Raw genomic sequence first — 12,171 nt, 5'->3', positions numbered from 1 at the left:
AGAGTTAAAACGAGAAGGATTATAATTCTGTAGAGTTTACGAAAAAGGGCTATTGGCTGCTATGAGTGGCTTATGTTGTAAAAGGAGATGGTCATCAGTTAATAAAGTAGTATTCAGCTTAACAGTTATAAAATGCGCTTTATTTTACGTTGATGGGAGTTATGCTGGCCAAGAGCATCGAAGGGGAGGGGGCCAAGTGAAAAGTGATGAAATTATTCAGAGGGCACAGGGAGGGGATGTCAGCCAAGTTGTGAGTGATAAATGTTTTAGGATGAAGCCTTTCTTACTGAGTTGTTTTGGCTTCCAAGTAAAGGAAGCAGTGACAGCTGAAAAAAAGTGTCTTCAATCAGGAAAAACAGTAGGTGATAGCTACATTGGAAGATATTTATGTGATTATGCGATTCCCAGCAGGAGGTGGGGTCAGGAAATACCTGTTGGGAGTGATAGTAAGGGGCAATGTGTTAAAAAAGATTGCCTTGTTAATAAAAGTAAATGCTTCAGTGGAATAAAAAATAGGACTACAGGAATTCAGAAAGCGGACTTTTATGTACAAAACTCTAAAACTGACCTGGGAAAAATAGAGGGGAATATTGAAGGTGAACAGAGACAGGCAAGAGGAAAGATATGCAATTTTCTTAAGAATAAACTTTTGATATTTACTAATAGTTATGGAGTACTAGATGATATTAAGAAATCCCTGCTCTATGCAGTTAACTCTGGAGCTTTATTGGATGTTTGGAGTTTGTGGCGAGATTGGAGTGGTTTATCTGATGAATCTTTTGATTTAATTGTTAGTGAAGTAAGGGGGTTTTTAAATGATTTCCATGAAGGGGAGAGAAGTAATAGTGATGCCGTGGATTCTATAGCTCTAGAATGTTTTAATCAAATGTTACCGAAGAAAAAGAAACTTGATTTTTTTTCTATGCTTAAATGCAATGTTCTGCTATGTGATAATTTTTTTGATGACGATGAAATATTACATATAATTGCTAGTGGTGTATCTAGTATCCAGCGTTTTTTGTCACAAGAGTTTTCAGTTAGTCATCCTATGATCATGATCCGTGGTGAGAGTATGAAGGCTGGTTTTTTAGTTCCGATGCTAATAGTTGTAGCTGTAAGTAAAATAGCAATACCTTCTGAGTGTGATTTTTTATAAGCATATTCCCAACCTTTCTTTGCGACTCTATGGAGATGGTCGGACGTAATGTTCAGTATGGCATATAGAGTACATTTTGGAATTTTGTAGACAATTAATAATGATCTCTTTTTTAAGTGTTATAATGGATTTTGTATTGTGTGATGATTAAGGTATAGCTGTTTTGAATAGTAAAGTGGCCGTTAAATGGGTTAATAGACTGACCTATTTGGTATTGGTGCAAGTTTCTATATTTCCATTTTTTTTATATGCAGGTGGAATTGAAGATGAGGTAAATGCTAGAAATAAAACAGCCAAGAGGCAGTCGGTAAATACAGATATTGATATTTTCAGTGTCTCCAATGCAAAGAAAAGTCGATGGTCCTTACCTAAAATATTCAAGAATAAAAATAAAAAAGGCGGAAAAAAAAAGGCGATGCCAGTAAATCAGGGTGTTGGGGAGAGGTTACATGATCATCTCAGTAGACAATTTGAATTAGGATCACCACGTATAGAATTTGTTGATCAAGAAAAGATAGAAGGGGGTGGTTTTGTATTCAGTGGAGGGCGAGGTTTTTTGGAGTGTCAAGCGCAAAGACGTATGTTGAGTGAATCAGGTTTTAAGAGTACAAGCCAGGTATCTCTTTATGATAATGTAAGCTCTGGGGAGAGCAATAAAAAGGGAAGTCCTTTAGAAATGGGTCAACTTGATAAGCTCTTGGAAGAAATAGAAGGTACTATAAATAGTCCTCCTCCCAATAAAGGTGCAGGAAACAAGAGAAAAAGTAGAGGGGTTAAGGTGCGGTTTGCCGATGATTCCAGAGCAATATTTCAGAAGCCAGGTGAGCGTAAGAGAACGGTGCGTTTTGAAGAACCAGACAAGTCCTTAGAACTTAAAAATAGGCATAAACTACCAGAAGTTCCTGTCATGGTTACTAAATCGGATTGTGTACTTGTTAATTATTTAATAGAGACAGTGCGCAGCTATGATTTTAAAGCGCTATATCCACTGCTGATTACTGAATTGGAAAAGATAATTAATAGAGGTTTTATGCCTTTTGAAATTCGGACTCGTCTTGAAAGATTATGGAGTATATTTAGGGAGTATGGGGATGACTGGTTTGTTCGTAGTAAGTATTTTTTTGAAATTGATTATACATATGCTTTCGAAGAAATAGAGTGTAGCAAGCTGACGATGAGAGAGAATGTTTCAATATATTCAATTTTAACAAATAGTATAATGCCGTGTTCTTTTTATTTTAATGGTATCTTATACTGGGTGAGTTCTGAACTTAGGCTGCGGCAGTCTGAACAGTTTTATAATATGCTTTGTAAAAGGTGTCGTGATAGTCATTTTGCTTTTATTGAAGGAGAGACTGCATTTGATTACCCTGTTTTTTTTGCTTTAATTATTAGGGTTCTATCTGAATACAGACGAGTTGACGTCTGATTATTGTTTTGTTTTTAGATGGCATCCAGAAGCTCAGCTATTCCCGCATGATGAACGTCGATGATCGTTGGTATTGACAATAAGGCAGCAAAAATAATGAAGCCGATCAAAACTGAGCCGCCAATTAACAAAGCGGAGCTTTAAAGAAAAAATGTCACCCCTGAACGTAGCTACGATATGGCCGGTTATGATGTATCGAATGGAATCACCCTTTTCTCTTCAATACCATGAGTTACTGTGTAAAAAAGCCCCTCCCACGTTTTTATCAGCCAATGCAAAAAATAGCCCTGTATCCATTTCCATAATGCTATACGGACTCCTTTTGAGCGGGTTCTTAAAGCTTCCTGAAACTGGGGACAGCACAGTTCCTGTATTTGATCTACGAGAAAAGCAAGCATCGTCAGATAGGCCAGATTTGTGGCTAAGTGCTTCTCACCGTGACCGTAGTTATGTTCGAGATCGTAGCCTTGATTTTTCAGGGTGTTAAACGTCTGGTTCTCAATATGCCATCGGCAGCGCCCTCCTTTCATGACGGGTTCTATGGTTTCTTCGTTAAGCGGAATATCAGTCACCCAGCACCAGATATGCTGTTTACCTTTTTTATCGGTTTCGACAAAATCAAGCACATTAACCTGTTCTGCATATTTTGCCTTGTTCAGCCTGACGTCATTGGCATAGCGAAACCACCACTTAATTCCAGTCTCTTCATTAACTTTTTCAGCACGGTGAACTTTTCCTTCTTTATCCAGCTCATCCATCGCTTCAACCAGCGAGGCATGGTTGCCATCTTTCGCGACAATGATGTAATGCCAGCCATAACTCTTAATCAGTTGGACAGTGGGGTTGTCAGCATAAAGACTGTCCAGAAGAATAACGAACTTTAGACGTGGGTGATGCTCTCGTATGGTGGCAAACAACCGTTTAATGGCATTTTTTTCACAGTCATTTTTGGTCGAACCGTCCTGGCAAACTATGGCTTCCGGTGCCAATGGCAAGACTGTTTTTTGATCCGGGTGAGCAATGCATGCTGCCATTAACTGGTGGTAGTGAGCTTCGTTGGCCTTTCCCTTATTTTTAGTACAGCACTCCTGACAAGGTTTTTTATTATTGCAGGAGTAAAATAGCCCAGTTCCATCGATCGGGAGCAAGTAGTGATTTTTCAAGTTCCCGCAGTGAAATTCGAATGCCTTCAGTAATCCGCCCCTTTGGACGTTAGACAGCAATGTCTTAAAAGGCTTTTTGAACTCTACGGGATCTATTGGATCCAGGATTTCCCGCATACTGGTATCACAGGGAGCACGTTTTTTTATCTGATACAGGTGCTCAAGGTTATGCCTTACTTCTTGCTCTGTTTTATCACGCTCAAACGAGAGGAGCGATGGGTACTTGAGATGCATCATGGCAAAAGCGGACATGGAGGCATCATGTATTGTTATTTTTCTGGAATCCTTGTTTGGTCGGACATCTGGAATTTGCTCATAACTTTCAGAAATCGTAGTAATTAAACTGTTTGCACAAAGATGCTTACGACTTTTTTGGAATGGATAAGCCATGAGAGACAGCCATTGATAAAGTATCCCTATCAAAAGTAGACGTTATTTTGTGCGAAATCACTCCATTTGGAATTTACTGTAAGCCTTGCTGTTGCAGTGATTTAATTGATGTCACGGGAATAGCTGCCAGAAGCTCTTTTATGTCGATACCTTTATTTAGCTTTCTGAACTGGGTGATGCCTATCAGTATATGTGCTAAAGGGTAGCAACGAATATAGTCTTTTATATCGCTGGGTTGAAGTGCTTTTGAAGCATAGTCTACAAACTGATTGGCTCCTGTAGTCAGACTTTGATCAGCCGCTTCCAGCATTTTCATCATTATTTCATGATCTGCATCGCTGGCGTAATCCATTAGCATCTGGACTAAGGCATCTTCAGAATAGGTGGGCATTATTTATACTCCAGTTATTGTGCTTTTATCTGAAGATTAAAGAAAATAACAGTTTTTACCTATTCGTATATTCCCTTTGGTGTTGGCTCTATTCCTGGGTGTCCTGATTATTAAATAAGCAAATATTGAAGCCGTCTTAGGTTTTCTATCAATTTATTTCCTGATCTTTGCAGTACACTACTATTAATACCAGTTAGGGGCTGTTGACGTTTGCTCGTGTGCTCAGCCAAAACCAGCGGTTTCGTGGCTAGGCGCAGTAGCGCAGGAATAACCTAAAGGTCACGCGTACTCGCGTCTTTCAAGCTACTGCAACGACGGCACGGAATCGCTGGTTTTGGCCCTTCGGGTGGTTCGTAAAGCGGCTTTCCGACTGCGTTGGACTGGCTTGACGTAGAACAACTATCCCGGATATTTCATAAAGCAGCAGGCTGTCCATTCAATTTTGACTTTTCTGTGGGGGCTGCTGTTTTATCACTCTGTGACTAAAGGTCTTCAGGCTCCGACTACACCAATCTGAACATTTAACGATCAATTCTGCTTTTTTAGGCCGAATGAATACTCCAAACGTCTCTCATCTGGTTATTATTTAGGCGGGCTAAGCGTTGTGGAGGCTGCTACCCAGGCCGAGGCAACGGCATTTGATAAAATATCTCTGTTACATGCTGCAAAAGCTTCTTGAATGGGCAGCTGCTGGGTAGGTGCAGTTTGATCCGATCCTTGTACTCAACCACCTTAACCGCTACTTTGCAGAGTTTTGTGATTACCGTTGATGGCTGGGCTTTCTCCAGTTCCGTTCCTTTCAAAGCCTTGGTTCTCAGCTCGTAATGCAGAACGTAAGCCGCACAGGCATAAAACAGTCTCAAGTGATTGGCCAGAAAGGTCTGGTCTGACAGTCTGTCACCGGACAGATCACTTTTCAGGTGCTTAATGAAATTCTCATCCTGCCCTCTTGGGCAGTACAGATCCTCATAAATCACCTCTGGGGAAGCCTCTTTGATTGAGGTGACAATAAAGCGGGGATTGTCGCCTTTCTCGTTAACCTCTGCCTTATAGATTATCCGGGTATCGAGCCCTTTCCAGCTTTTAGCCTGATACTCGGCCTCACCGTACAGCCTGAGTCGTTCTGGCTCAGGCATATCGTTCAACTTGGCTAAGGCTGTTTTAACCTTGAAAGCTCGACGAGCCTCATCTAGCAACTCTTTGGCTTTAGGGCGTAAGGCCGTCTTGTGACCGGCACCTTTACCCAGCACATAATCAGCATGAGTATTAGCCTGAACAACATGCATTAACTCAGGTTGAGCAAAGTGGCTATCCCCGCGCACCAGCAAATGGGTTTTTGGCCACCGTTTACGGATAAGCTTGATGACACGCTTGATAATAGCGGCATTTTCCCTGCCTGTTGGCGTTTTGCCTGGACGGAGGATGGCAGTAATCAGCTTGCCACTGAGACCTTCAAAAATCAGCAAAGGCAGATAACAGTAGTCCTGATATTTGGCATTAAACAAATTCATTTGCTGCGATCCGTGGGTAATGGCCGGTGTGTGATCAAGATCGATCACGATAGCCATAGGTGGCAAGTCATAACTGGCGATAAAATGATGCACAAATGCTTCAGCCATTTGATAGATATCTTTGCGCCGCATGGACTTCCCGAGCCGTGTGTAGGTGGGAGATGAAGCCAGGTGGTTATCATCATCCAAAGGGTTTCGTCCGGTAGCCAGCTTTAACATGGGGTCTTTACGGAGGCGGTTGCTGTCGTTGGCATCCTCATAACCGCAAGCCATTTGCAAAATTCGCTGAACCAGGAGGTTTTGCAGAGAGTGGTCAATGTAGGATGGGTGACGCTTGTCATCAATGGCCTGGGTCAGTCTGGAAATAAGTCCGCTATGCAATATGGTTTCCCGTAACAGCAGAGCCCCAAAATCTGAAGATAACTCTCCACCATTGAAGTCCGCACGGATAGTTTTACCATTTGAAGGATGAAAGCGAAGCTGCTCTTGTGTAGATTGGGTCATGGCAAGTTCCGGTTTGCTTTTTCCGAAGCATTTTTTTGTCAATCCAATCGTACCAACAGATTGGACGGAACTTGCCTTTATTTATGAAATATCCGGGCTATGCCTGCACCAGTCCTCCCGGTGTGCCCCATTGGGTATTGCGGAAAACCGCTTTACGAGCCACTGAGCTCACGATCAAACGTCAACAGCCCCTAGGCAGGGTTTGCTACTTTGGCAATGGTTCCCTGTATCCGGGATAGGGGGAGGGTTACCCGCTTAAATCTTCCTTGATAGCTGCGTAAGCCCGGTAACCCGTTTGCCGTCTAAAGGCGGTTTATGAAACAATGCCAGACATAACTTATTTTAAGGTAGCCGTTTGCGTGATTGATTCAGATGGATTCAGGCCTAATGTAGGCATCATTCTGGCAAATCACCTCGGACAGGTTTTATGGGCACGGCGGATCAGGCAGGATGCCTGGCAATTTCCCCAAGGGGGAATTAATGATGGTGAAACACCAGAACAGGCCATGTACAGAGAACTCTATGAAGAGGTTGGCCTCCAGCCGGATGATGTGGAAATTTTAGCATGCACTCGAGGCTGGTTACGTTACCGTTTGCCCAGGCGCTTGATACGAAGGGATCAGCACCCCCTGTGTATCGGTCAGAAACAAAAGTGGTTTCTGTTAAACCTGCTGAGCAGTGATGATTCTATTCGGGTAGACCATACCAGCTCGCCCGAGTTTGATGGTTGGCGATGGGTGAGTTACTGGTATCCCCTTGGCCAGGTTGTTTCGTTTAAGAGGGAAGTCTATAGAAGAGCCCTAAGGGAACTGGTACCCAGAATTGGCAGTCTGCAGGCTAATGACGGCTATTGTAGCTAGGGGCTGTGGTTAATAGGGGGAGATAATCATGCTATTTCCCCGGTAGCTTCCGGTTGTAAACTTGAAAATTTTGTTAGTTGACTTAGGCTTTTGCTAAGTATGGCGGATCCTGGGCATCAATGGAAAATGGCTTTATGTTGAATACCCTGCGGACAATTGTTCAGGAAGTCAGCTCTGCCTCCGATTTGCAGTCAGCACTTTTTATTATTGTTCGGCGGGTAAAGAACGCCATGCAGGCGCAGGTCTGCTCCATCTATCTTTATGATGATGAAACAGCCCACTACACGTTGATGGCAACAGAAGGATTGAACTGTTCAGCCATTGGCAGGGTGACTCTTTCTTATACTGAGGGTCTCGTGGGGCAAGTCGGCTTGAGAGAAGAGCCCATTAATCTGGGTGATGCTTCATCACATCCCAAGTATGTCTATTTCAAGGAAACCGGTGAAGAGCGATACCACTCTTTTCTTGGTGTACCTATCATTCATCATCGAAAAAACCTAGGGGTTATGGTGGTGCAGCGTCCTGATAAAAAGCGGTTTGATGAGCATGAAGAAGCTTTTTTAATCACGATGTCTGCACAGCTTGCGGGCGTTATTGCCCATGCTGAAGCAACCGGTTCCCTTAACCTTACGACGAATAGCGAAAAAAAAGCAGCCCGTTTTCAAGGGACACCCGGAGCCAGCGGTGTTGCTCTGGGTGAAGCAGTCGTAATGGTTCCTCCAGCCGACTTGAGTGCGGTGCCTGACCGGGCCTGCATCAATATAGAAAGCGAACTGGCCTATCTGGACAAAGCATTGGCGGCTGTTCGTGAAGATATGAAAGAAACCGCTAATAAGTTATCCAACTGCCTGCCCGCAGAAGAACTGGCCCTTTTCGATGTCTATTTACGTATGCTTGATGATCATGCCTTGGGAATGGAGATCCGCAATCGGGTGGCCCAGGGCGTTTGGGCACAAGGGGCATTAAGACAAGTTATTGAAGAGCACATTCAAAAGTTTGAGATGATGGAGGATGCCTATCTTCGTGAGCGGGCTGTTGATGTGAAAGATCTGGGTAGGAGGGTTCTGTCTTATTTGCAGCAATCGGAACATGCTGAGCACTCGGATTTTCCTGAAAACACGATTCTGATTAGTGAAGAGCTGACTCCGGCAATGCTGGGAGAAGTCCCTTATGAACGACTGACAGGACTGGTTTCTGTTAAGGGTTCCAGTAATTCCCATGTTGCAATTCTGGCCAGGGCGATGGGGATTCCTACCGTAATGGGGGCGGTAGACTTTCCATTTCTGAAGTTATCCGGGAAACAGTTGATAGTTGATGGCAATCTCGGGTTTGTTTATTCATCTCCCTCTGATGAATTACTGGAACATTACCAGACCATTGTCGAAGAAGAGCAGGAATTTGCTGAAGGCCTGGAGTCTGTCAGTCACCTTCCCTGTGAAACTCTGGATAAATTTACCATGCCTCTTTGGGTTAATACCGGACTGATGACGGATACGGTCCATTCCATTGACAGGGGAGCAGAGGGCGTTGGCTTATTCCGCACTGAGGTTCCCTTTATGATCCGTGAGCGGTTCCCCAGTGAGTCAGAGCAGGAAAAAATATACCGTCATCAGTTAGAGGCATTCTGTCCCAGGCCGGTCACTATGCGAACCCTTGATATTGGCGGTGACAAGTCTCTCAGTTATTTTCCTATAGAGGAGGATAACCCTTTTCTTGGTTGGAGAGGAATCAGGGTGACGCTGGATCATCCTGAAATTTTTCTGGTGCAGGTACGGGCCATGCTTAAGGCCAGTGCCGGGCTGGATAACCTTCGTATCATGCTGCCTATGATTACCAGTATTTTTGAAGTGGAGGAAGCGCTGCGTTTGATTCATCGTGCACATGCGGAAGTCATGTCTGAGGGTATCATGGTTGTTATGCCACCTATTGGCGTCATGATTGAAGTTCCGGCCGCTGTTTACCAGGCGGCAGACCTGGCATCCCGGGTTGATTTTATTTCCATTGGTTCAAATGACCTGACCCAGTATATTCTGGCGGTAGATCGGAATAATCCCCGGGTTGCAGACCTGTACCACTGTTGCCACCCTGCGGTATTAAAAGCCTTACAAAGTATCATTCATGATGGGCACAGGCAGGGAAAGCCGGTAGGCGTCTGTGGGGAGATGGCTGGAGATCCCGCCTGCGCGGTGTTGTTGATGGCTATGGGGGTTGATGTTTTATCAATGAGCACCACTAATCTATTAAAAGTGAAATGGGCTTTAAGACGAATCACCGTTGAAAAAGCCAGGGAAATCCTCAGTGATGTGATGCAACTGGATAATGCCCAGGTTATTCGGAGTTCCCTTGAACTGGCTCTTTGCAAAGAAGGGATGGGGAAAATTATTGGCTATAAGCGCCCTCTGGTGTCCAGTGCATAATTATCCCCTATTCACTTGATTTATTGAGCTATCCTTTACAGGGGCTTTTTTCCAGAGAGAACCTGATCATGTCGGATTACCTTCTTATTGAGTCTCGTGATCCTTTTGAGAGTCACTGTCATTATTATCAGGACCTGAGTTCGACATAAGGAACTGATTTTATATAGCATAGCTACCACGCTGATTAGGGGTGGAGTAGTGCTGTGCTGACCAAGGTATTTTGCAGGGTAGACGATTTTTGCAAGCAATTTGAACCAAAGCTAAACCAGTATCTGATCGAGCATTGTGGCCGCAAGCGCATTCGTAAACAGTCTCTATCAATCAGCGAAGTGGCAACGATCGTCATCCTATTTCATGCTAAAGGCTATCGTTGTCTGAAGCACTTCTATATTAATCATGTCTGTAAATACTGGCATAAGCACTTTCACGGGCTAGTCAGCTACAATCGGTTTGTTGAGCTGATGCCACAAGCGCTTATGGTACTCTCAGCTTTCTTGCAGACACGATATGGCAAGGTGTCTGGCATTTCTTATATAGATTCAACCGGCATCGCTGTCTGTGAAAAAAGTCGGGCTCTGCGCCATAAAGTGTTTAAAGATGAAGCAGGCTGGGGTAAGTCTTCTACACACTGGTATTACGGCTTTAAGCTTCACCTGATTATCAATGATACCGGTGAGTTGCTGGCGGTTAAGTGTACATCAGGTAATACCGATGATCGTGCTGTTCTTGAAGATATGTGCTGCCACTTGTTTGGTAAGCTGTTCGGCGACAAAGGCTATATATCCAAGGCCAAAGCCCAGCTTTTAAAAGAAAAATACGATGTTGACCTGATTACGACGCGCAGGAAAAACATGAAACCTCAGAACCTGCCTGCTTTTGATAAAGTACTGCTGAGAGGGCGTGCAATCATTGAGACGGTCAACGATCAGTTGAAAAATATCTCTCAGATAGAGCACACCCGCCACCGCTCAAAGTTCAATTTTATGGTGAACTTGCTGGCAGGGCTTATAGCCTATACGTTTCAAAAAAAGAAGCCTTCTCTGAGCATTCAGCATACGGGGCTGGTTGAGTTGGTTGCTTAACCGTTATGTCGAACTCAGGTCATAAATGGATTCAGGCTTTGCGCGAAAATGCAATGCTTCATGGCGGTGCCCTGAACTGGACTAATTGTGGTTTGTGTGTGGATGAGCGGGGAGTGGGTGAATGTATTGAAGGGGTTGAAAGAGGATCGCCCGCCGATTTTCTGAAGTATGCTGAGCAATCAGTAAATACACTGGTCATTCCTACCAGGTAGTCATTCTGATGAAGATTCTTAATATTATCGAAACGGCTTATCGAGCAACCCTTGAAGAGCAGGACGATACTGTTGTGTGGTTAAGCCATGCATTGCGGGATGCCGGTGCTGATCTGGATGTTCTGATTCAGGGCGGTGCGGTCAATTATTCTTTGGCAGACCAGGATGCATCGGGATTTAAAGTAGGGAGCTATAGTCAAAGCCAGCCTCCTGTTATCTATCAGGATTTGAAAAAACTATCGGAGAAAGGAATAACGGTTTATTTGGTGGAAGAGGATCTGGTGGAGAGGGGAATAAAAATAGACATGAATTTAGGATGGATAACCCCCATTAGGCGAACTGATCTACCAGGTTACCTGGCAAAATATAGCCAGGTTTGGTATTGGTAATGCTTTAATTTTAACCATTATTTCCAAGTGAGCAGGGTATTTCAAATGCAGGAAATCAGGCTAACTGGCTGAGGAGTTAGCCCTGCTGTGTTTTTATTGAGTATTATCGTTATAGCCAAATAGAGTGATTACCCCCTGATCTTTCTTGGGGTTCTTGTAATTTACAGTGACTTTTTGAAGGGAGTGATAATTCTTGGGTAAATACGTTACCCGGCCTTCCAAAGAAAGGGAGGCTGATTGATATTGGACTCTGGTTTTCTGGTTATCGGGTTTCGTTAGAACAAGGCTCGTTATCTTTAGTGGTTTATTGGATACCAGTTTGATCTGCTTATATTGTTGTAGCGTGTCTAGCTTTATAGTCGCCTGGTTAGTTGAAGATCGAAAGTTGACAGAACCCAGCTCCTGCCAATAAGGGGGTTCTTGAACAATGGGGTTTGGTTGACTGAATGGTTTTTTATTATTAGTCATCTGTACGTCAATAGTTGTTCTCTGGGGTGTGTCCGCATATGAAGTCATTGCAAGCAGACTTGGCAGCAAACTGAAAAGTAATACATTTAGCGCTTTTTTTATAACGGACATATAATTACTGCTCCTTTAGCACGGTAGACCCGTATGAAATGAGAGTAGTTGAATTGGCGGTTTTTTCTAGTTATGAGAATACGCAATC

General features: G+C 43.7%; 11 protein-coding genes. 7 read left to right on the top strand and 4 right to left on the bottom strand.

Going from position 1 to position 12,171, the window contains the following annotated elements:
- Window positions 1–196 precede the first annotated feature (196 nt).
- Both MJ595_RS02450 and MJ595_RS02445 read left to right on the top strand, forming a co-directional pair.
- A complete protein-coding gene (locus tag MJ595_RS02450; protein ID WP_263080923.1) occupies window positions 197–1,156 on the top strand; it encodes a hypothetical protein in 960 nt (319 codons plus the stop codon).
- A gap of 163 nt (window positions 1,157–1,319) precedes the next feature.
- Complete coding sequence (locus MJ595_RS02445) at window positions 1,320–2,585, top strand: hypothetical protein (RefSeq protein WP_263080922.1); 1,266 nt, start codon at window positions 1,320–1,322, stop codon at window positions 2,583–2,585.
- A 185-nt stretch (window positions 2,586–2,770) separates the two neighbouring features.
- On the opposite strand, the gene MJ595_RS02440 is transcribed toward MJ595_RS02445, so the two are convergent.
- The 3 genes from MJ595_RS02440 to MJ595_RS02430 form a co-directional block, all read right to left on the bottom strand.
- Window positions 2,771–4,138: a transposase gene (locus tag MJ595_RS02440; protein WP_263078002.1), complete on the bottom strand. Its 1,368-nt coding sequence runs from the start codon at window positions 4,136–4,138 to the stop codon at window positions 2,771–2,773.
- Between the two features lie 73 nt (window positions 4,139–4,211).
- Window positions 4,212–4,529 (bottom strand): hypothetical protein, encoded by a 318-nt coding sequence (locus MJ595_RS02435; protein ID WP_263080921.1) that lies wholly within the window; start codon window positions 4,527–4,529, stop codon window positions 4,212–4,214.
- A 614-nt stretch (window positions 4,530–5,143) separates the two neighbouring features.
- The gene (locus tag MJ595_RS02430; protein ID WP_263322433.1) at window positions 5,144–6,544 is read right to left on the bottom strand and encodes an IS1380 family transposase; all 1,401 of its coding nucleotides are present in this window, start codon (window positions 6,542–6,544) and stop codon (window positions 5,144–5,146) included.
- Window positions 6,545–6,903: 359 nt separating this feature from the next.
- Between MJ595_RS02430 and rppH the strand changes: the two genes are divergently transcribed.
- The 5 genes from rppH (at window position 6,904) to MJ595_RS02405 (ending at window position 11,504) form a co-directional block, all read left to right on the top strand.
- Entirely contained in the window at window positions 6,904–7,404 is a 501-nt protein-coding gene (rppH, locus tag MJ595_RS02425) for an RNA pyrophosphohydrolase (RefSeq protein ID WP_263322443.1), read from the top strand.
- A 134-nt stretch (window positions 7,405–7,538) separates the two neighbouring features.
- Window positions 7,539–9,821 (top strand): phosphoenolpyruvate--protein phosphotransferase, encoded by a 2,283-nt coding sequence (gene ptsP / locus MJ595_RS02420; RefSeq protein ID WP_263080920.1) that lies wholly within the window; start codon window positions 7,539–7,541, stop codon window positions 9,819–9,821.
- A 203-nt stretch (window positions 9,822–10,024) separates the two neighbouring features.
- Entirely contained in the window at window positions 10,025–10,903 is an 879-nt protein-coding gene (locus tag MJ595_RS02415) for an IS982 family transposase (RefSeq protein WP_263078216.1), read from the top strand.
- A gap of 38 nt (window positions 10,904–10,941) precedes the next feature.
- Complete coding sequence (locus MJ595_RS02410; RefSeq protein WP_263080919.1) at window positions 10,942–11,115, top strand: hypothetical protein; 174 nt, start codon at window positions 10,942–10,944, stop codon at window positions 11,113–11,115.
- Between the two features lie 8 nt (window positions 11,116–11,123).
- A complete protein-coding gene (locus tag MJ595_RS02405) occupies window positions 11,124–11,504 on the top strand; it encodes a DsrE family protein (RefSeq protein WP_263080918.1) in 381 nt (126 codons plus the stop codon).
- Between the two features lie 93 nt (window positions 11,505–11,597).
- Here MJ595_RS02405 and MJ595_RS02400 read toward each other — a convergent pair whose 3' ends face one another.
- The gene (locus tag MJ595_RS02400; protein ID WP_263080917.1) at window positions 11,598–12,083 is read right to left on the bottom strand and encodes a hypothetical protein; all 486 of its coding nucleotides are present in this window, start codon (window positions 12,081–12,083) and stop codon (window positions 11,598–11,600) included.
- Window positions 12,084–12,171: the final 88 nt, after the last annotated feature.

This window comes from Endozoicomonas sp. Mp262, from assembly GCF_025643335.1.
Taxonomy (GTDB): Bacteria; Pseudomonadota; Gammaproteobacteria; order Pseudomonadales; family Endozoicomonadaceae; genus Endonucleibacter.
Note: the sequence above shows the minus strand (reverse complement) of the source record. Positions and strands in the feature narration are given on the sequence as shown.

What these genes read in the sequence shown, in the direction of transcription:
- MJ595_RS02440 (WP_263078002.1), bottom strand. Translation starts at nt 4,138, where the DNA reads ATGGCTTATCCATTCCAAAAAAGTCGTAAGCATCTTTGTGCAAACAGT.
- MJ595_RS02435 (WP_263080921.1), bottom strand. Translation starts at nt 4,529, where the DNA reads ATGCCCACCTATTCTGAAGATGCCTTAGTCCAGATGCTAATGGATTAC.
- MJ595_RS02430 (WP_263322433.1), bottom strand. Translation starts at nt 6,544, where the DNA reads ATGACCCAATCTACACAAGAGCAGCTTCGCTTTCATCCTTCAAATGGT.
- ptsP (WP_263080920.1), top strand. Translation starts at nt 7,539, where the DNA reads ATGTTGAATACCCTGCGGACAATTGTTCAGGAAGTCAGCTCTGCCTCC.
- MJ595_RS02405 (WP_263080918.1), top strand. Translation starts at nt 11,124, where the DNA reads ATGAAGATTCTTAATATTATCGAAACGGCTTATCGAGCAACCCTTGAA.
- MJ595_RS02400 (WP_263080917.1), bottom strand. Translation starts at nt 12,083, where the DNA reads ATGTCCGTTATAAAAAAAGCGCTAAATGTATTACTTTTCAGTTTGCTG.